The sequence below is a fragment of the Agrobacterium sp. Azo12 genome, assembly GCF_029193765.2.
Taxonomy (GTDB): Bacteria; Pseudomonadota; Alphaproteobacteria; order Rhizobiales; family Rhizobiaceae; genus Agrobacterium.
Genome location: NZ_JARFYO020000001.1, coordinates 2,817,081 through 2,836,796, shown reverse-complemented (window position 1 = coordinate 2,836,796; position 19,716 = coordinate 2,817,081). Strand labels below are relative to the sequence as shown.

Below are 19,716 nucleotides of genomic sequence, written 5' to 3'. Positions count from 1 at the left end.
CCGTGTCCAAGATTGCATACTGCTGTGTGTGTTAAGCTGGGATTCTGACGACAACACGAAGTCCGCCGAGCGGGCTGTTATCCAGCGCCACCTCACCACCATGGCTGATGGCAATATCCTTGACGATTGACAGACCAAGGCCGGTTCCTGATGAATTGAGGTTGCGGGCCTCATCCAGCCGGAAGAAGGGCTTGAACACGTCTTCGCGCAGTTCTTCCGGAATACCGGGACCATCATCATCAAATGTCAGAATAACGGATTTGGGTGCGTGGCGCACATCGACATGTAGCGTATTGGCATAACGCTGGGCATTGCCGGCAATGTTGCCGATAAGCCTTGCAAAGGCGTTGGGCCGGGCTGCGATCACATCACTTCCGTAGATATTGTAGGTCATGACCTTGTCGTGCAAATCGAAATCAATACGCAGTTTTTCCAGAACCTGTGAGATGGCCAGTTTGCCTATATCTTCTTCTGCGCCATCCCGGGCGAAGGTGAGGTAGGCTTCCAGCATCGACTGCATGTCATCGACATCACGGTCCAGTTCTTCGAGCCCGGCACTTTCGCCTGCCAGCGCCAACTGCAGCTTAAAGCGCGTCAGAATGGTGCGAAGGTCATGACTGACGCCATTCAGCATCGCCGTTCGTTGCTCAAGCTGTCTTTCAATACGTTCCCGCATCAGAATGAAGGCCAGACCGGCGCGGCGTACCTCATCGGCACCGCGTGGTGTGTACTGCATGATCTTCTGACCCTTGCCGAAGCTTTCTGCAGCCTGCGCCAGCGACAGGATCGGCCGAATTTGACCACGCAGGAACAGGACGGAAATGCCGACCAGAACCAGCGAGGCGCCAACCATCCAGACAATGAAGATATGCGTGTTGGAGGCGTAGGCCTGGTTGCGGCGGGTGAAGACACGCAAGGTGTGGTCTTCAAGCTGGATACGGATTTCGACCAGTGATCCGTTGCCATAGGTGTCGATCCAGAACGGCTTGCCGATCTGCAATGTGATCTGGTCTTCCAGAATATTGTCGAGAATGGAGAAGTATTGCCGGGGAAGCGGGGCGGGCAGTTCCTGTTTCGGTTCGATGTAGATGCTGAGATCCAGCTTCTCACGGGCAATCCGCACAATGCGTGCCTCATCGGCCTCGTCTTCTTCCGTCTCCAGAATTTCGATAATGGCGGCGATATCGCGCGTGACCCCGGCAGACAAGCGCTCGGTTACCATTTGCCAGTGACGTTCCATCACAAGGGTGACGACAACAGCCTGCAGCAATATCATCGGCAAGATGATGATCAGCAGAGAACGGGTGTAAAGCCCTGTGGGTAGCCAGTGCCGCAGCCAGCGGGCTGCAAAACGCCACCACGACCAGATGTTGCTGTTCTGAATCTTGTTCATGAAATCAAGGCTCGCCATGGTCGTCATAACCTTTCCGGCGTTCAGATAGTGCCTGCGTTTTGGGCTGGCTGGTTATATCAATCGATGCTCAAACGGTAACCGATGCCTCGTACCGTCTGCAAATAGACGGGGTTTGCCGGGTCATCCTCGATCTTGCGGCGCAGACGGTTGATCTGCACGTCGATGGTGCGTTCTCCAACATCGGCATCGGTGTCTACCAACTCGTGGCGTGGAATGGTTTCACCAGACCGCAGGGCGAACAGCAGCATGATGTCCTGCTCACGATCGGTAAGCCTTATCGTCTCCGGTCCCTTGCGCAGTTCCTTTCGCGGAATGGAGAAGCTGTAAGGACCAAACATCACCTGTTCGATTTTGGGTGTGTCCGGCGATGCATTGCGGCGCAGGATGTTGTTGATACGCAGCACCAGTTCGCGCGGGTCAAAAGGCTTTGCAAGGTAATCGTCCGCACCGGCCTCAAGTCCGGCAATACGAGCGTCCGCCTCAGACCGTGCGGTCAGCAGGATGACCGGCACGGATTTGTTTTCGTTGAGCGAGCGGGTGAGGGACAGGCCGTTTTCACCCGGCATCATCACGTCGAGGATCAACAGGTCGAAACGAATGCCTTCCATCTTGCGACGGGCTTCGGCCGCATCCGCTGCAACGGTGACGCGGTATCCCTTTTCGCCAAGGAAACGCTGGAGCAGTTCACGAATGCGGGCGTCATCATCGACAATCAGCAAATGTGCTGCATCGTCTGCTGCTGGTTGCTGCTTCTGCTCAGCCTTCGGCATGTCATTCCTCCGCTGCTGTCGGCGCTGGTGTCCGCATGCGTTTCAGAAACTCACGTATGAAGGTGCGTGCTTCCGGTTTCATACCATCAAGCGCATGGTCAATGCGACGGGATTGTGGTTCGCTGAGTGCCAGGGCTAGTTCGCGCCCGGTCAGTGTCGGATAAAGCCTGCGCTGGCGACGATCTTCCGGGCCCGTCATCTGACGAATATAACCGTCGTCGATCAATTGCTTGAGAACGCGCGCCAGGCTCTGTTTGGTGATCTGCAACGTGTCGAGAAGATCTGCCACGGTCATTCCCGGATGGCGGCTGACGAAATATACGACACGGTGATGGGCGCGTCCGTAATCCAGCTTTTCCAGAATAGCGTCAGGGTCAGACACGAAGTCCCTGTAGGCAAAAAACAAAGCCTCGATTGTTTCAAAATCGATTTTGCCTTCATCCACACTTGGAAGTTTATGAAGTTCCTTGGCGGCTTTTTTCAGCGACTGCGGTGGCACCGTATTTCCTTACATGTCCGGTCTTTCGAATCCCGGCAGATACTAACTGAAATTCGATGTTTGCGGGAGGATGCAATCAATCATTTTGTGTTGCCGTGCATAATATGCGGTTGCAACCACATCAATCTGTAAAGACAACTTTCAGTGACGGTTTCTGTGAGATGCCAGCCTTCTAGGTCCTATGGTTAAATGAAAAAAGAGCGCGATCTCTCGCGCTCCATTTCCAGCCAGAAATGCCGTGGCGTTTATTGATAAATATACACGATGCGGCGGCTTTCAGGCTCTACCAGTACGGGTACATTGTTTACGCGCACATAACGGTACTGGTAATCCGGGATGGCGATCAGCGGTGCTTCGGCCGGAACCGCGCTGCCGATGACAACGTCACCTTGGACCTCAACTTCCTGCGCAGGGTTCTGGTCGATGTAGGTGATGATGTTTTCTGGTGGTGTTATCGCATCGATATCCTCGACGCGACCCAGCTTCTCGTCACCTGGACCTGGCTGTGGCACGTTAATGCTGCCAGTTTTCTCAAAAGCGACAACTGGAACATCTAGTTCGGACATATGCTGCTCCAGCACGACTGGTGAACCTTCGTACATTACGTTGAGCTGTTCAGCGTATACCCAGCCGCGCATGCCGTTAATGTCCATGCGGCACCAGCTACTGCCTTCGAGGCATCCGTCGAGAACGCCGCTGCTGCCACGGGTGGCAAGGCCAACTTCTTCATATTCTTCGCCGGGGCCGGAACGCACCGAAATATCATCGGCGGTGGTGGCAACCATTGCGGCACTGGCTCCACCTGCCATCAGCGCCAAAAAGCTGCCGGCGATGAGTAGTTTGAGCTTATGCGTCATCATTATCACTCCGTTTATGACTGGGAATAGAACGCCTTTCCGCTGGGCCTGTTCCTGAAACTCGCGCATTTTTTCAGTAAGTTTCTGTTTTAGCGGCATTCTTTTTGTCTACTCAAAAGAGCTTGATGGTGGTTGTTGCAGCTACTGGATTGTGTGCTGGAGCGACCCTCCGTATACAAAGGCACCACCTGACCCAGAACCTTTGGAGATGATCATGGGAAAACTTCAGGCCGGGATTATTCCGGTGACGCCGTTTCAGCAAAACTGCACCATTCTGTTTGATGCGGACACCAAAGAGGGCGTGATTGTCGATCCGGGTGGTGATGTTGACGTTATTGTTCAGACCATCGAAGAAAACGGCATCAAGCTCAAGGAAATCTGGCTGACACATGGTCATCTCGATCATGCTGGTGGTGCCAAGGAGCTGAAAGAAAAACTGTCGCTCGATATTGTCGGTCCCCACAAGGACGATCTTCCGCTGCTCGAGCGCATTGAAACGCAGGCCGAGAAATACGGCATTGAAGGCCTGCAGAATGTCATCCCTGATCGCTGGCTGGAAGAGGGGCAGACTGTTTCGTTCGGCGAGCATGTATTTGAGGTCTACCACACGCCGGGCCACGCGCCGGGGCATGTGATTTATTACAACCGTGCGCAGGGCTTTGCCCATGTGGGTGATGTGCTGTTTGCCGGTTCTGTCGGACGCACCGATTTGCCCGGTGGCAACCATGATCAGTTGATGGCATCCATTCGTGACAAGCTGTTTCCGCTGGGCGATGAGGTCGGCTTTATCTGTGGCCACGGACCAGGTGGCCGTATCGGTGAAGAGCGCCGTACAAACCCTTACCTGCGCGGTCTTTGAAACACCCCATCACGCTTTCCGAAAACCGGTTGCGGTTTTCGGAAAGCGGCTGCTGAACAGGGGCGTTATAGGACACTGATGTCTGCGTAGATGTTAAAGCGCAGGTCGCCAAATGCTCGCATAAAAAAACCCGGCATTCCTGCCGGGCTTCAACTGGACGGGAAAGTCGTCCTTTGGCTCAGCCAGCAATCTGAAGATTGACTGCTTTTGGGCCTTTGCCGCGACGATCAGGTTCCGTGTCGAAGCTCACTTTCTGGTTTTCTGAAAGACCGGACAGGCCGGAAGCCTGTACAGCAGAGATGTGTACAAAGATATCAGCGCCACCATTGTCTGGCTTGATGAAGCCGAAGCCTTTGTCTGTGTTGAAGAATTTTACGGTGCCAGTCTCGGCCATGCATCAGGTCCTTTTCGCTCTGCCTGTGTTCAGCGTCAGGCAGCATTTCAGTTTTGCCCAAAGGGCGTACGGCAGGCAGTTCTTGAATGGTGAGAAAAGGGACCTCCTTACTCACGAGAAATATATTTGAAGGTTTTCGTCCTTTAATTATTCCCCGTCCGGAGTTTTGACGCCTCCGGTTCGCATATTATTTAGGTCTTCCCATGCTCGCAAATTGCCCGAACCGCAACAGAGTGCTGTGTTTATAGAAAATTGGCAAGCAAAAGTTTTTATCCGTTGTTTATTCGGATAGCTGTCATCTTATGGCTATGAATCACCGTGTGAGGCTTTTTTTCTATGTTTACGCTAACATCGGAAAAAGCATCGCGCCGTTCGGGATTTTTTATTATTTTACGCGCAAAAAGCGTAGTTTTTGGCGAAAAATCGAAAAAAATTAAAAATACACTTTTATTGCGTGTATACCGCCGACCTTTGTCGGGTGAACTCCGGTACAAGCTCCACAAGCAGTATGGTTACGAAGATCAGCGCGCATCCAATGTAACCAATGCCGCTCAAGGTTTCACCCAAAAACGCTGCTGCAAACATGGCGGCAAACAGTGCTTCTGATGACAGGAAGATCGCGGCCTGCGGAGCCGTCGTATAACGCTGTCCGATAACCTGCAGCACAAAGGCAAGGCCTGACGATACCAGGCCGACATAGAGGATTTCACGCCATGCGTTGGAAATGGCGTTGAGCGAGAAGGGCTCCATAACGGTTGCCATCAAGCAGCATAATATGGAGCACACGGCAAACTGGACGCAGGAGAGGGCAAGCGGTCGATTGCTCGTAGTGACGAACCGTCCTGCCAGCGTGATCTGGATTGCCCAGAAGAAGGCGCAGATAATCGAGAAGATATCGCCGCCATTCAACTTGCTGAAGGTGCCGCCGGATAACAGGAAAATCCCGCCCAACATCATCAGCGCGCCGGGCCAGACAATCCAGTGCGGAAAACGGCGATAGACAACAACAGCGATCACCGGAACGAAGATCACGTAAAGGCCGGTCAGAAAGCCACTATTGGTAACCGTTGTTGTCACAAGGCCAATCTGCTGTGTAATGGCGCCACCGAGCAATGCGAGACCGACCAGGCCGAAGCCGGAAAGCTCCTTGCCGGTTGGCAGGCTTTTCATCTTGCGAGCTTCCATCAACGCAAACGGCAGCACAGCCAGCGCCGCAATGCCAAACCGCAGGCCGACGAACCAGAAAGGTCCGATATTCTGCATGGCAGTTGATTGTGCAACAAAACCGCCACCCCAAATGGCAGCCGCAAGAAGCAGAATAAGATTGGCCTGAACGCGCGTCATGATTGCCCAAACGATCCATAAGTGCGGGGAACCTGATAACGGTATTCAGCACATATATATTGCAGATCTGTGATTGTGATGGCTTGGCTCTATCAGGTCACAGAACGTCCGGCAAGCTGCCCTGATCGCTTTGATGTGGGGGCTTTCAACACGTTGCGTTTAATTGTGACACGCAACGTGCTGATTGTCTCAAAGCTCAGGAGGCGTTGGCGCGTGATACTCTTAAAAGAGAACCGTTGCTGTCATCGGTTAAGATGAGAAGCGCGCCATCGGGGGCAACGACAACGTCACGCATACGGCCGTAATCGCCTTTCAGCATACGTTCTTCCGAGGCTATCTTGCCGCTTTCATCTCGCTCCAGCCGCACAAGCAACTGATATTTCAATGCGGTGACAAACAGGCTGCCATCCCATTCCGGGAACATGGCGCCGTGATAAACGGCAATGGCGCCGGGTGCGATCGAGGGATCCCAATAATAGTCAGGCTGTATCATACCTTCCTGTGCGGTCCCTCCAGGGAAGTCCTGACCGGAATAATGTTTGCCATAGGAAATGACAGGCCAACCGAAATTGCCACCGGGTTGCGGGATGTTGATTTCATCGCCGCCGCGGGCACCATGTTCTACCGTGAACAGGGTGCCGTCTTTGGTGTCGAAAGCCAATCCTTGCGGGTTACGATGGCCAATGGACCAGACTTCTGGCGCACCTTCACCATTTACAGCGTAAGGGTTGTCTGCGGGGATCTTACCATCTTTCTCGATACGCAAGATCTTGCCAGCATGGTCCTTGGGATCCTGAGCGCGATCACCATCACCCCGGTCGCCAATGCCGAAGAACAATTTGCCATCGCTGGAGATTGCGATCCGTGAACCAAAATGCTGGCCGGTGCCGGTAAAGCGGTTCATTGCAAATAGACGTTCAGCGCCCTCAAGGCGTGAATTGTCTGGCGCCAGTTTTGCACGAAACACAGCCGTGCCGCGTCCGCCATCACCATTGATGGAGGCTGTGAAATAAAGCGTTCTGTTTTCAGCAAATTTCGGATCAAGCGCGATGTCGAGCAATCCACCTTGGCCGCCAGCCGATATCGCCGGCAGGCCAGCAAGTGGTGCAGACGGTTTGCCGTCCTTGATGATCCTCATGCGACCGGCACGTTCAGTGACGATATAAGAGCCATCCGGCAACACTTCGACCGACCAGGGATTTTCCAGACCGGATGCCACAATCTGTACCGCAATGTCGGCTTTTTCGGTTTTTTCCTGTCTTACATCGTCAGCCGCATAAGAAAAGTTGGGCAGCAGCAGGGAGGCGCTCGCAATCAGAGCAGCCAGAGGGAGGTGGTGCGCTGTGAATTTACCCAGTGTCGCGGAGGGGCGATGGCGGCTTTCCGTCATGGATTATCTCCGTTCAGAGCGTAACCCGTGGCAGGAATATAAGGACCGGCCAAGATTATGCATCAAAGTAAAATCTGGAGCGCCGGTCTTTCGTTCGATAATTCGAATTGCGCCCTGTGGTGTGGTGCCGGGCTAAATGTGCATTGCTTGTTAAAGGTTTCAACCTTTTGGTGTTCACGACTTGCTGATCGACAGAGTTTTTAGATCAGGTGCGGCCATTGACATGGTCTTTGGCAACGTCCTTCAGGCTTCTGCGTGCCAAGGCTGCCGTTCCGCTCATCATCAGCAGGAAAGAAGCAACAAGACATGCCATCAGCACAACACGGTCATTGAGGCCCTCAGACAGCGCCACTGCGCTTGATGGAACGGACTTTATGACCATCGATATTTCGGAGGCGTAGGCAGAGGTGGCAAGGCCAGCTGCCATGGTGACGATAACCGTCAGGGCTGCAATTGCCATCCACAACGAAAACAATGTTCTGCGTGTTCTTACGCGCTGTGCTGTCTCTTGATCTTCAATGAACATGTTTCGATTCCCTCTGTCTTATGAAGGGAATAAAGGCTGTGATGTGGACTGCTTGGCGACCGAATTTGGACTTTAACCCGCAATTATCATGGTCATATTGTGGCAAGCGGATTTTGCCCGCAAAATGCGGTCAATTCTTGCGTTTTCCAAAGGCCCTGGTAGGTCGCAGAATGCGACTTTCCACAGGTGTAACGTCCCGGTAGAGGTGCTGCTGAACCTGGTCGACACCGGAGTAGATGATCCGGCCGTGTTCATCGAGTTCGGGGAAACGCTCGTCAAAGGTGGTTGGTGCAAGCTCGGGGCGGGCCAGTGCATATCCCTGCATTAAGTTTACGCCGAGATCACCACAGAGTTCGACTTGCCAGTTTTCTTCCAATGCTTCGAAAACCGGCTCTATGCCGTCGTCCATGAACTGTCTGACGATGACCCGCAGCAGTGCGGCACCCGCCGAGTTGCTCATGAAGTCGCGCACCCAACTGGCTTCAAACTTCACATAGTCCGGCTTGACCAGTTTCACGCGCTCAATATCGGAATCGCCAGCGCCATAATCATCAATGGCAACGCGAAAACCAATAGCATGCATATGACTGGCGAAATCGGCGATCAGCTGGGTGTCCTCAGCCTTCTTGTCGGAGAACTCGCACACGATGCGATCAGGCGTCATGCCAGCCTCATGGGCGGCAAGGCGCATGCGTTCTACTTCCTGACGCATCTTTCCCGGTGTGCGGAAAAGGCCGGGATGAAAGTTGACGAAGATACGCGCCTTGCTGCGATCAAGATATCCTGTGTTGAGGATGTGCAGGGTCCGCAGCAGACTGTCGATCGCTTCGATATCAACCGGGTTCACCGAGGGGAAAAACTCGGCAGGCGATACCGCTTCGTCAGCCTTGTAGGGACGCACAAGACCCTCAAAGGAATCGATGTTCAATCGCCCGTTCCCCAACCGCCGGAAAATTGGCTGGAGCGCGGATTTCAGCACGAAGGGACCGTAGACTGTTGTCCAGGTGCCATCCGGTTCTTTGGCAAGATTCGAGAAAATGCTCTTTGGGGTCATCGGCCGCTACAATATCAGTTAATATTCGCTTCCGCGCTGGATCGTATATACGATATCGCTAAAGCGTTACCTTGCCGTTAAGCATCCAAAAAACAGCGATGCCATTATGGGCCAAGGGACCGAAAAATGACGTCAACCTGTCATATTGCGGTGCTTTTGCGCTTGAAAGCAGGGCAGTCTTTCGACATAGAACATGCCGCAGACGGTGACTTGAAGAGCCTCTGCCGATGTCAACTTCAATAGGACCGATAAAAATGGCCTTCCTTGCCGACATTCTCTCCCGTGTAAAGCCATCCGCAACCATCGCAGTTTCTCAGAAAGCTCGTGAGCTTAAAGCTCAGGGTCGCGACGTTATTGGTCTTGGCGCAGGCGAGCCGGATTTCGATACGCCCGACAATATCAAGGAAGCTGCCATCGACGCGATTAAACGCGGCGAAACCAAATACACGCCAGTTTCGGGTATTCCTGAACTGCGCAAGGCAATTGCCGAAAAGTTCAAGCGCGAAAACGGTCTTGACTACAAGCCAGAGCAGACAATCGTTGGTACCGGTGGAAAGCAGATTCTTTTCAACGCATTCATGGCGACGCTTAACGCTGGTGATGAAGTTGTTATCCCTGCACCTTACTGGGTCAGCTACCCGGAAATGGTTTCCATTTGCGGCGGTACACCGGTTTTCGTCAGCACCACGCTGGAAGACAATTTCAAGCTGAAGCCTGAAGCACTGGAAAAGGCGATCACGCCAAAGACCAAGTGGTTCATTTTCAACTCACCATCCAACCCTTCGGGCGCTGCTTACAGCCAGGCTGAGCTGAAGGCTCTGACCGACGTGCTGGTCAAGCATCCGCATGTCTGGGTTCTGACCGACGACATGTATGAGCACTTGACCTATGGTGACTTCAAGTTCGTCACACCGGTTGAAGTTGAGCCTTCGCTCTACGACCGCACTCTGACCATGAACGGCGTTTCCAAGGCCTATGCCATGACCGGCTGGCGCATTGGTTACGCTGCAGGTCCACTGCAGCTGATCAAGGCCATGGACATGATCCAGGGCCAGCAGACCTCCGGTGCGACATCCATTGCACAGTGGGCGGCTGTTGAGGCGCTCAACGGTACGCAGGATTTCATTCCGGCCAACAAGAAGATCTTCGAAGGCCGTCGTGATCTCGTGGTTTCGATGCTCAACCAAGCCAAGGGCATCAATTGCCCGTCGCCTGAGGGTGCATTCTACGTTTACCCGTCCTGTGCTGGCCTGATTGGCAAGACCGCACCGTCGGGCAAGGTTCTCGAGACCGATGAGGATTTCGTGTCCGAACTTCTGGAAACGGAAGGCGTTGCCGTGGTTCACGGTTCGGCCTTTGGTCTTGGCCCGAACTTTCGCATTTCCTACGCAACGTCGGAAGCGCTTCTCGAAGAAGCGTGCAAGCGCATTCAACGTTTCTGCGCAGCCTGCAAGTAATTCTGTCTGATATCAAGGAAAAGCCCGGCCTTCGTGCCGGGCTTTTTCGTTTGTTATGTGATGTACATCAAGCGATGTTTGCACTTTTTGCTTTTTAATAGGATAGTATCGTCCCAAGGACACATGCCGCCATGCCGCGACGCCATGTCCTTTGTATCATCCTCGCGGCCAGCGACATGTCCTTCAAAAAACAGGAGGAAATGCGCATGACAAAAGTGGTGTACGAGATTGTGCCGCATGATGGCGGTTGGGCTTACAGGATGAATGGTGCCTGGTCTGAAGCCTTTCCAAGCCATGCCGATGCGTTGGCTGCCGTCAACATCGTGGTGCAGGAGCAGCAGGTTGGTGGCGAAGATGAAGAAATCAGCTACCAGGATGAGCGCGGACGCTGGCATGAGGAATACAGCAATGGCGGCGACCGGCCAGAGGCTGTCATTGTGGACGAAACCGTACCCACTATGCCCAATTCGTGATGCTGCCTGCCTGTAATGAGCAGGGTGGTGTTGGTTTGCGGTATTGTTCAGGGCTTATGTGTCAGTGCCTCTGGGTCCATTTGTTTCAGATGGCCCTTCAACCCGTCGACAAGAGCGCTGAAAACGGCGCGACACTTGGGTGATGTTCTTAGGTTCTCGTGCATCGCAACCCAGGTGTACAGCGGAATTTCGATGGCAGGCAAAATGCGCACCAGATTGTCCTCCCTGTTGGCAATGCCGATCTGACAGACGCCAATGCCTGCACCTGCACGGATCATCGACAGCTGCGCCAGATTGCTGTCCGCCCTTATTGAAAAGCCGATTGCCTCCGCATCGGGAATACTGGGATTGTCCTTGCGCATCTTTTGCAGCAAGCCGCGGATGAAAGGCGTTTTCCGGTCAAAACCAATCAGATGATGACTGTTGAGATCCTGTTTTTCCTGCGGTGTACCCGCCTTGGCAAGATAGGATTTGTGGGCGTGAAAACCCAGCCGCATATTGCCGACATAACGGATGACAAGTGCTTCCTGCAGCGGTTCAGTCATGCGAACGGCAATATCCGCCTCGCGACGCAGCAGGTCTTCTATTGTGTCGGAAAGCGATAGTTCGATTTCCAGCTTCGGATATTTTTCCTGAAGGCCCGCGATGATATCGGGCAAAATTTCAACGCCGATAATATCGGCGGCGCTGATACGGACTGAACCCTCAACCTTGCCGACCTCACCTGATGCTGCGCGCAACAGTGCCGATGCGGTCGCCGCAAGGTTTTCGGCGTAAGGTCGAAGGGCCAGCGCTGCTTCCGTCGGCATCAGGCCGTGGGGAGAGCGGATAAAAAGCTGGTAGCCGAGCGTTTCTTCGAGCGCGCCAATATGGCGACCGGCGGTTGGTTGGGTGATGCCCAGTTCACGGGCGGCAGCGGACAAAGAACCGTCACGCAAGACACTCAGGAATGTGCGGTAAAAATCCCAACTTGGCTCGATGCTGTTCATAAAAATCCGTATGGAGATGCAAGGAAATTAGTCAATTTCGTATAGCTGGATTTCTACAATCATTCCAGTTTCGAAACGGAATTGTGATCACTTGGTGCTTTGGCTGGGACGGCGTAATTCGGAGATTGATTCAAAGACACTGCGCAATCGGTTGATTGCGCAGTGGCATTTATGTACCGCTCAGGCGAGGGCAGGGTAGTCGGTGTAACCTTCAGCGCCACCGCCGTAAAGTTTTTCTGGCTGCAAGGCGTTGAGCTCAGCATTCTCCTTGAGGCGACGCACCAGGTCCGGGTTGGCGATGAACGGACGGCCAAAGGCGATGGCATCTGCCTTGCCGTTGGCAACCGCGTCAATTGCGGTTTCGCGGGTGTAACCGTTGTTGGCTATCCAAAGACCCTTGCCACCAGCGTTGACGTAGGCGGCTCTCAGCGCGTCATAGTCAAATGGGTTGCCGCTATCGGACAGATCGCGTGGACCGCCTGTAGCGCCTTCCACGACGTGAATAAAGGACAGGCCGCGGCCGCCAAGCTGCTTTACGACATATTCATAGAGCGGTTGTGGGGCAGGTTCGGCGATGTCGTTTGCCGGGGTGACTGGTGACAGGCGAATGCCAGTGCGTCCAGCACCGATTTCCCTGGCAGCCGTATCAACTACCTCGAGGAGGAAGCGGCTGCGGTTCTCAATCGATCCGCCGTACTCGTCGGTGCGCTGATTGGTACTGGATTTCAGGAACTGTTCGATGAGGTAGCCGTTGGCTGCATGGATTTCGACGCCGTCAAAACCTGCGTCAATAGCAAAGCGGGCAGCCTTGCGGTAATCCTCGAGGATGGCTGTTATGTCGGATTTGTCCAACTCCCGGGGGGCGGACGTCTCGGCAAAGGCGCCGGTGCCATCTTCATTGATGATGTAAGTTTTGGACTTGGCGATAATGGCGGAAGGGGCGACCGGCTGGCCTTCCTGCGGCTGCAGCGAGGTGTGCGAGATGCGGCCGACATGCCAGATCTGGGCAACAATCTTGCCGCCTTCTTCATGCACGGCATCCGTTACCTTTTTCCAGCCTGCCAAGGCTTCCGGCTTGTAGAGGCCTGGAACGTGGGCATAACCCTGACCCTGCTGGGTAATTGCGGTACCTTCGCTGACAATCAGGCCGGCTGTAGCGCGCTGGCGATAATAGGTGACATTGAGATCATTCGGGAATTCACCCGGCGAACGGTTGCGTGTCAGTGGTGCCATCACGACACGGTTTGCGAGGGTAATATCTCCGGCCTGTGCTGGATCAAACAGATTGCTCATGTTGCTCAACTTTCTACAAATTTTCATTCAGATATTGTTGAAATGCCGCAATGGTCTCTTCATTGCGCTCGTAAAAAATCCACTGCCCAACCTTGCGGGATTTGATGAGTTCTGCCGCCTGCAGGGTGGCAAGGTGGGTTGATACAGTTGATTGCGACAGGCCGCTGACTTCGAACTGTCTGGCGCAAACGCCCATGCTAAAGGGATGCTCCTGGCCACAAAAATGGTTTTCCGGGTCTTTAAGCCAGATCAGAAACTTCAACCGCACAGGATGCGATAGAGCTTTCAGCACATCCTCATGGTTCATGGGTCTATCCTCATATTTGCGTTGATCGATATGTGTATCGACGTTTATCGATATTCAAGATCGACGCCGTAAAAAAATTCACGCGGAAAAACGCGCAAAAAAATAGGCCGCCAGATTTCTCCGCGGCCGTAAGTTTGAAGGTTAAAAACCTCCAGAGGGGAACAGCTAGTGCACTGGAAAATTCATCAGCGCATCAGCTAATCCACATATGGGAGTTGTGTTGCTCAATCACAAGGGATGATTTTCTAATAAAACGCGATTTTTTCGAAAATGGGTAAAAAAAGAGGGCCGCCGGATTGCTCCAGGGCCCTTATAAGTGTGAAGGTTAAAAAACCTCCAGAGGGGAACAGCTAATGCGGTGGAACTGGGAGGAAAGCCACCGTGTGCACTAGCTGTGAGCGATATGGTGCTTTTTTGTGCATACAGCAACTCTTTTTTGTGCAGGTCAGGCATGCGTCTAGCGCATCGCTCAAGAACTTTGTCTTATTTCTGTGCAAATCTCGCCTGTCAAACGACAGGCGATTCTCTTGATTTGCGATATAACTAGTTGTTTTTGTTGAGTTTAGGTTAGGCGGTGCGGATTTTGGGCAGAATCAGAAATTCCAGTTGCGCGCCTTGGCGACAATGAAATCACGGAAAGCCTTAAGCTTTGCGGCATTCTTCATTTCGTCCGGATAGCAGAAGTAGGTATCGAAAGATGGAATATCTGCGCTGATCGGTAGCTGGATCAGACCGGGGTCACGGCCAACAATGTAGTCGGGCAAGCAGGCAATGCCGATGCCGAGTAGGCATGCACGTTTGATCGACGTCTGGCTGTTGATCTGCAGGTGCGGTGTGCGGGCATTGTCCGACGAGCGTCCGGCATATTCCAGCCAGTTGACGTCCAGCAGGTAGTTTGGCGCCGGTTCACCGAACGAAATGATGTGGTGGTTGTCCAGATCCTCGATCGACTGTGGCTCGCCATAGCGGTTGATATAGGACGGGGCTGCGTACACATGCATGTGCACGGTGAACAGCTTGCGTTGGATAAGGTCAGACTGCTGTGGTTGGCGAAGGCGAATTGCGCAGTCAGCATGGCGCATGTTCACGTCCAGCTCCTCGTTGTCGAGGATAAGCTGGATGGACATTTCAGGGTAGAGTTGCAGAAATTCCTGAATTTTGTCGGTCAACCAACCCTGGCCAAGGCCCACTGTCGTTGTGACACGCAGTTTGCCGCTTGGCTTCTCGGTTGTCTCCGTCAGCTGCATCTTGACGGTTTCAAGCTTCAGCAGAACATCATGGGCGGTGCGGTAGAGCAATTCGCCTTGCTCTGTCAGGATGAGACCGCGCGCATGGCGGTGGAACAGCTTGACGCCGACATCCTGCTCCAGCGCGCTGACTTGCCGGCTAATGGCCGACTGGGACAGGTGAAGTTTATCGGCCGCGTGTGTGAACGAGCCAGCTTCCGCTGCCGCATGGAAAATGCGCAGTTTATCCCAGTCTAATGGCATGCCCATGCTGTTCCCTTATCGTTGTTATCTTATTCGGCCGCTATTGCTGCGGGTTGGTGTCCTGCCAGGAAACGTTCGGCCTCCAGTGCTGCCATGCATCCCATGCCAGCTGCGGTGATTGCCTGTCTGTAGGTATCGTCGGTGACGTCGCCTGCAGCAAAAATGCCGTCAACATTGGTCGCTGTGGAATCCGGTGCAGTCCACATGTAGCCATTTGGCTTAAGACGCAGCTTGTCCTTGAACAGTTCAACCGCTGGCGCATGGCCAATCGCCACGAAGACGCCGTGCGTTTCGACTTCGGTGATCGCGCCGGTGCGTGTGTCCTTGAGCTTTGCGCCTGTCACAGATGGTGGCATTGGCGGCTTTGCTGGTGTGCCAACGATTTCCTCAACGGCAGTGTTCCAGAGAACCTTGACGTTTTCCTTGGCGAACAAGCGCTCCTGCAGAATCTTTTCAGACCGGAAGGAATCGCGGCGGTGAACGACCGTGACGGTCTTGGCAATGTTGGACAGATAAAGCGCTTCTTCAACGGCAGAGTTGCCGCCGCCGACCACGATCACGTCCTTGTTGCGGTAGAAGAAACCATCGCAGGTCGCACATGCAGAAACGCCGAAGCCCTGGAAGTGCTGTTCGCTTTCCAAACCAAGCCATTTTGCCTTGGCGCCGGTTGCAATGATCAGCGTGTCAGCGGTCCACACGGTGCCGGAATCTGTCTTCACGACAAATGGGCGGGTGGTGGTTTCTACTTCAGTCACCAGATCGTTGACGATTTCTGCGCCGACATGGGTTGCCTGCTTCAGCATCTGGTCCATCAGCCATGGACCCTGGATCGGATCGGCGTAACCAGGATAGTTTTCCACATCGGTGGTGATCATCAGCTGGCCACCCTGTTCCATACCGGCAATAAGGACAGGCTCGAGCATGGCACGCGCTGCATAAATGGCAGCTGTGTAACCTGCTGGGCCGGAACCGATGATAAGAACTTTGCTGTGGCGCGCGGACATTATTTGACTTCCTTTCGATGCGGTTCGGGATGAAGCAGGTGCAATGGACGCAAATGCTAAAACGCCGCCGCCTGTTTTGCCCCGTATTTAAGGGCGTACAGTACCGATATTCAAGGGCAGCCGTGCTTTACCAACAGGGCAGTTATGCAGTTATGTAATTTTATGACTTGTTTGCCTCACATTCTTGCGAATCTTGGCGTCAGGAGTAGAAGGAATGAAAACCATTACCACGGGAGATAGCCGGTGACTCGCGTAGAACTCGATGCCATCGATCTTAAAATTCTGCGAGAGTTGCAGCGAGACGGTCGTATGACCAATGTCGATCTGGCCGAGAAGGTCGGGATCTCCGCGCCGCCATGCCTGCGTCGCGTCAGAAAGCTGGAGGAGTGCGGCGTGATCGAAGGGTATCACGCCATGCTCAATGCCCCCAAGCTTGGCTTTGATCTTGTTGCTTTCTGCATGGTTGGCCTGAAGCGCCAGTCGGAAGCCAACCTCAAGGCGTTTGCTGCGGCGACAGATCGCTGGCAGCTTGTACGTCAGGCCTGGATGGTCTCTGGCGAAAGTGATTTTTTGCTACACTGTGTGGCGGAGAACCTGACACAGTTTCAAGACTTCGTAATCGAAGTGCTGACGGCTGACGAAAATGTCGACACGGTCAGAACCATGCTGACCATTCGTCAGGTCAAGCGTATCGGTCTGGTCGAAGTCTAAGACAGGTTAAACTCTCCCGATAGCGGTTGTCGTTGTCGGGAGATGTTTTTTCAGAGCGTGCTAAGGCTGGATTGTTGCAGGCCGTTATATTCGGCCAGCAGACGCGAATGTGTGTCTTCGCCACGGCCCCGTTTTCTGATTCTCTCGATCAGATCAGCGTCTACAGCCTTGAAGCTGCCAGGCAGCAGGAAAATATTATAGACATAACGCAGGAACAATTGTCTGAGCGTCTCATTGGGCTGCCATTCATTGAGCGCAGTTATAGCCTGCTGCAAACGTTCAAGCGAACGCGCCGAGATGACCAGTTCCGCCATCTCATAGGGCGCGTCACCCAGCACGATGACCTTTTTGCCGATAGCCAGACCTTCAAGCCCGACGGTCGAATTGATGGTGATGACGGCTGATGAACCCTCAATCAACTTGCGGGTTTCGTTGTGGTTGGCAAAAATAATACGCGGATGCGGCTCGATGTGCTTCTGGATGGAAAGCGGGAAGCTTGGGTGTTCCTTGATGACGAAATGTCTGTCGGGCATTCTTTCCGCCAGTTGATACAGCACCTCATAGAAGTGCTTCATGTCCCTTATCCACGGCGAATAAGCCAGGATCTGCATGTCGCTTGGGACTTGGAAGGGCACGAATATATAATCAGCCGGCAGGTTGGTCAGTTCTTCACCCTTTTGTTTGCTGCTGCGTTTCACTAGCGTCTGCGGCAAATCCCCGGTGTTATGGCTTGCAGCCCAGTAATAAAAGGCAGGATCTCTTGGCAATGTGCTGCCGAAATTGATACCTTTGGTGTCGCACTGGATGGTATCGGGGAAAAAGCCGTTTTCCATCATCACCATTGGACGTGACCGCTGGATGGCTGCTTCCATCAATAGGGACGCCGGCATCATGAAACCGTTGAAAATCAGAGCACTTGCGTCGGGGTAAGCGTTCAGCCGGTCTTCAATCAAAATGGCCGACAGGCGTGATCTGATGGCAGTGGTTGCCCGGTAAAAGGCAACGGACAGCGGGTTTGAATACAGCAAGGGCAGCCGGATTTGGCGTCGTAACAGATTATGCTCGATGCTGGGGCGGATATCGATCGAACATCCCTTGTCGCTGAACAGGCGGCCCAGTTCACCAACGCCATGGCTGCGGATAAACTCCTTCAAACCGTCTGTCAGTTTGAAGGGGGCGCAGTCCATGCCCGAGCCGAGGACGGCCTTGAGGGGTTCGTAATTGTTTCGCTGAGAATATATGAACTCAACGTCTGTCATTGGGATGTCCGCCTTGTTGGGCTACGCGCTCGTAAATCTTTTGCAGCGCACGTGCCTCACCCTGAAGTTCGAAAGTGTTAAGCATGTGGCTACGTCCTGTCTCTCCCCATTCCAAGGTTTCGGCAGGGTTCTCAAGACGATTTTTTATAGCGTTGCGAAGGGCATCGCCATCACCGGCGGCAACAACAGTGCCTGTTTCACCCGCCAGCACCATTTCAGCATAGGCACCGGCATCGCTGGTGACCACAGCTGTTTGTGATGACATCGCTTCAAGTGGCGTCAGGCCAAAACCTTCATTGCGGGAAGGGGCGACATACAGTGTCAACCGACGGTACCACGGCTTGATGTCATCGACCTCGCCGAGAAAGACGATGCGTTTTGAAAGTCCGGCAGCATCGATATCTGCTTTCAGCTTGTCGGCAAAGGACTTGTGTTCCGGGGTGACACGGCCGCTAATGACCGCAGTCCAATCTGGATAGGACGGAAGCAGCGCAATCATCGCCTGCACGAAAAGATCGGTGCCTTTTTGATGGCGTACGCGGCCAAAACAGCCCACGAGATATTTTCCAGGCAGGCCGGTTGCTTCTATCGTGTCGTCTTTGCTTTTCGGCGGATGGAAAAGTTCGGTATCCACGCCATGCATGATGACAGTATGCGGTACTTCAAGGAACGAGCCGGACTTGGCGCTCGTTGCAACAACCTCATCCATCTGGGCAATGAGCTTTCGAGTATAGGCTGAATGCTTGCGTTGTGCAGCAGAGGTGAAAACCAGTTTCACCTTCATACGCAGGACATCACGCATGAAAATGCCCGGCAGCATTTCCAGATTGCGCCGAGCATGCCAGACGCGCGGGCCACCACCGGGAGCCTGTTGCCACAGGCGCCACAAATCCCGAAACCGGATATGTGGCAGGTTGTCTGGCAGACCGGGGCCTAAGGTTGCCACCTTTTGCCCCAGCCTGTTTTGAACCGGTACCAGTTGAATGATCGTCGACGTGACGCCGGATAAACGTTTTTTGAAATTCGGGGCAATGACCCGAATGTCCTTTAATTCGACTTGTGTCACGTCTTGCTCCGAAAAAAATGAATGTAGTTATTACATCCAGTTTACGGAGAGGATTTCATAACCCTTGGCGCCGCCGGGTGCGTTGACTTCGATGCTGTCGCCAACTTCCTTGCCGATCAGCGCGCGCGCAATCGGGGAGGAGATGGAGATACGGCCGGCCTTGACGTCCGCTTCCTGGTCGCCAACGATCTGGTATGTTCTTTCTTCGTCGGTGTCCTCGTCAATCAGCTTGACGGTCGCGCCGAACTTGATCTTGGAACCTGACATTTTGGACAGATCGATGATCTCAGCACGAGCTGTCAGGTCTTCCAGTTCGGAAATGCGACCTTCATTGTGGCTCTGTGCTTCCTTGGCAGCATGGTACTCGGCGTTTTCGGACAAATCGCCATGGGCACGTGCTTCCGAGATAGCCTCGATGATGCGTGGGCGTTCTTCCTGTTGACGCCAGCGCAGCTCCTCCTGCAACTTGGTGTAACCGCCTTGAGTCATCGGTACTTTCTCTACCATTTCTTATTCCTTCGCATTCCATCTGCTTCACGCAGACACAAAAAGAAACAGGT

21 protein-coding genes are annotated in these 19,716 nt (G+C 53.6%); 4 read left to right on the top strand and 17 right to left on the bottom strand.

The genetic code is table 11. The features are described 5' to 3' along the window. Positions 1 to 31: 31 nt before the first annotated feature. The 4 genes from PYL13_RS13555 to PYL13_RS13540 all read right to left on the bottom strand — a co-directional run bounded on the left by PYL13_RS13555 (position 32) and on the right by PYL13_RS13540 (position 3,540). Positions 32 to 1,411, bottom strand: a complete 1,380-nt coding sequence (locus PYL13_RS13555; protein WP_275642034.1) for an ATP-binding protein — start codon at positions 1,409 to 1,411, stop codon at positions 32 to 34. Positions 1,412 to 1,470: 59 nt separating this feature from the next. After that, positions 1,471 to 2,184 (bottom strand): response regulator, encoded by a 714-nt coding sequence (locus PYL13_RS13550; protein ID WP_192488430.1) that lies wholly within the window; start codon positions 2,182 to 2,184, stop codon positions 1,471 to 1,473. 1 nt (position 2,185) lies between these two features. Next, positions 2,186 to 2,683: a MarR family winged helix-turn-helix transcriptional regulator gene (locus tag PYL13_RS13545; RefSeq protein WP_192488431.1), complete on the bottom strand. Its 498-nt coding sequence runs from the start codon at positions 2,681 to 2,683 to the stop codon at positions 2,186 to 2,188. Positions 2,684 to 2,928: 245 nt separating this feature from the next. Beyond that, positions 2,929 to 3,540, bottom strand: coding sequence for a DUF1236 domain-containing protein (locus PYL13_RS13540; RefSeq protein WP_192488862.1), 612 nt, complete (start codon positions 3,538 to 3,540; stop codon positions 2,929 to 2,931). Positions 3,541 to 3,754: 214 nt separating this feature from the next. Between PYL13_RS13540 and PYL13_RS13535 the strand changes: the two genes are divergently transcribed. Further along, positions 3,755 to 4,399: an MBL fold metallo-hydrolase gene (locus tag PYL13_RS13535; protein WP_259143924.1), complete on the top strand. Its 645-nt coding sequence runs from the start codon at positions 3,755 to 3,757 to the stop codon at positions 4,397 to 4,399. Between the two features lie 178 nt (positions 4,400 to 4,577). On the opposite strand, the gene PYL13_RS13530 is transcribed toward PYL13_RS13535, so the two are convergent. The 5 genes from PYL13_RS13530 to PYL13_RS13510 form a co-directional block, all read right to left on the bottom strand. Then, positions 4,578 to 4,793, bottom strand: a complete 216-nt coding sequence (locus PYL13_RS13530) for a cold-shock protein (RefSeq protein WP_003494703.1) — start codon at positions 4,791 to 4,793, stop codon at positions 4,578 to 4,580. Between the two features lie 447 nt (positions 4,794 to 5,240). After that, positions 5,241 to 6,137, bottom strand: a complete 897-nt coding sequence (locus tag PYL13_RS13525; RefSeq protein ID WP_250981941.1) for a DMT family transporter — start codon at positions 6,135 to 6,137, stop codon at positions 5,241 to 5,243. A gap of 196 nt (positions 6,138 to 6,333) precedes the next feature. Next, positions 6,334 to 7,527, bottom strand: coding sequence for a PQQ-dependent sugar dehydrogenase (locus PYL13_RS13520; protein WP_275641678.1), 1,194 nt, complete (start codon positions 7,525 to 7,527; stop codon positions 6,334 to 6,336). Between the two features lie 205 nt (positions 7,528 to 7,732). Next, the gene (locus tag PYL13_RS13515; RefSeq protein WP_275641677.1) at positions 7,733 to 8,053 is read right to left on the bottom strand and encodes a hypothetical protein; all 321 of its coding nucleotides are present in this window, start codon (positions 8,051 to 8,053) and stop codon (positions 7,733 to 7,735) included. Between the two features lie 130 nt (positions 8,054 to 8,183). Continuing rightward, complete coding sequence (locus PYL13_RS13510; RefSeq protein WP_275641676.1) at positions 8,184 to 9,107, bottom strand: EAL domain-containing protein; 924 nt, start codon at positions 9,105 to 9,107, stop codon at positions 8,184 to 8,186. 254 nt (positions 9,108 to 9,361) lie between these two features. Here PYL13_RS13510 and PYL13_RS13505 point away from each other — a divergent pair, with 254 nt between their 5' ends. Further along, positions 9,362 to 10,564: a pyridoxal phosphate-dependent aminotransferase gene (locus PYL13_RS13505; protein ID WP_192488863.1), complete on the top strand. Its 1,203-nt coding sequence runs from the start codon at positions 9,362 to 9,364 to the stop codon at positions 10,562 to 10,564. A gap of 206 nt (positions 10,565 to 10,770) precedes the next feature. Then, positions 10,771 to 11,037, top strand: coding sequence for a DUF2188 domain-containing protein (locus tag PYL13_RS13500; protein WP_192488437.1), 267 nt, complete (start codon positions 10,771 to 10,773; stop codon positions 11,035 to 11,037). 47 nt (positions 11,038 to 11,084) lie between these two features. Here PYL13_RS13500 and PYL13_RS13495 read toward each other — a convergent pair whose 3' ends face one another. The 5 genes from PYL13_RS13495 to trxB form a co-directional block, all read right to left on the bottom strand. After that, on the bottom strand, positions 11,085 to 12,026 hold the full coding sequence (locus PYL13_RS13495; RefSeq protein WP_250981936.1) for a LysR family transcriptional regulator: 942 nt from the start codon (positions 12,024 to 12,026) through the stop codon (positions 11,085 to 11,087). A gap of 180 nt (positions 12,027 to 12,206) precedes the next feature. Further along, on the bottom strand, positions 12,207 to 13,319 hold the full coding sequence (locus PYL13_RS13490) for an alkene reductase (protein ID WP_275641675.1): 1,113 nt from the start codon (positions 13,317 to 13,319) through the stop codon (positions 12,207 to 12,209). Positions 13,320 to 13,332: 13 nt separating this feature from the next. Then, the gene (locus PYL13_RS13485) at positions 13,333 to 13,626 is read right to left on the bottom strand and encodes an ArsR/SmtB family transcription factor (protein ID WP_192488440.1); all 294 of its coding nucleotides are present in this window, start codon (positions 13,624 to 13,626) and stop codon (positions 13,333 to 13,335) included. A 593-nt stretch (positions 13,627 to 14,219) separates the two neighbouring features. Then, a complete protein-coding gene (locus PYL13_RS13480) occupies positions 14,220 to 15,116 on the bottom strand; it encodes a LysR family transcriptional regulator VtlR (RefSeq protein ID WP_352230544.1) in 897 nt (298 codons plus the stop codon). Positions 15,117 to 15,145: 29 nt separating this feature from the next. Continuing rightward, complete coding sequence (trxB, locus tag PYL13_RS13475; protein WP_192488442.1) at positions 15,146 to 16,120, bottom strand: thioredoxin-disulfide reductase; 975 nt, start codon at positions 16,118 to 16,120, stop codon at positions 15,146 to 15,148. 243 nt (positions 16,121 to 16,363) lie between these two features. Here trxB and PYL13_RS13470 point away from each other — a divergent pair, with 243 nt between their 5' ends. Further along, a complete protein-coding gene (locus tag PYL13_RS13470) occupies positions 16,364 to 16,831 on the top strand; it encodes an Lrp/AsnC family transcriptional regulator (RefSeq protein ID WP_275641674.1) in 468 nt (155 codons plus the stop codon). A 50-nt stretch (positions 16,832 to 16,881) separates the two neighbouring features. On the opposite strand, the gene PYL13_RS13465 is transcribed toward PYL13_RS13470, so the two are convergent. The 3 genes from PYL13_RS13465 to greA are packed head-to-tail and all read right to left on the bottom strand — an operon-like array spanning position 16,882 to position 19,663. Further along, positions 16,882 to 18,090 (bottom strand): capsular polysaccharide export protein, LipB/KpsS family, encoded by a 1,209-nt coding sequence (locus tag PYL13_RS13465; RefSeq protein WP_275641673.1) that lies wholly within the window; start codon positions 18,088 to 18,090, stop codon positions 16,882 to 16,884. After that, entirely contained in the window at positions 18,077 to 19,156 is a 1,080-nt protein-coding gene (locus PYL13_RS13460; RefSeq protein WP_275641672.1) for a glycosyltransferase family 4 protein, read from the bottom strand. Before PYL13_RS13460 ends, PYL13_RS13465 begins: the two co-directional genes overlap by 14 nt. Positions 19,157 to 19,186: 30 nt before the next feature. Beyond that, positions 19,187 to 19,663 (bottom strand): transcription elongation factor GreA, encoded by a 477-nt coding sequence (gene greA, locus PYL13_RS13455; RefSeq protein WP_192488446.1) that lies wholly within the window; start codon positions 19,661 to 19,663, stop codon positions 19,187 to 19,189. Positions 19,664 to 19,716: the final 53 nt, after the last annotated feature.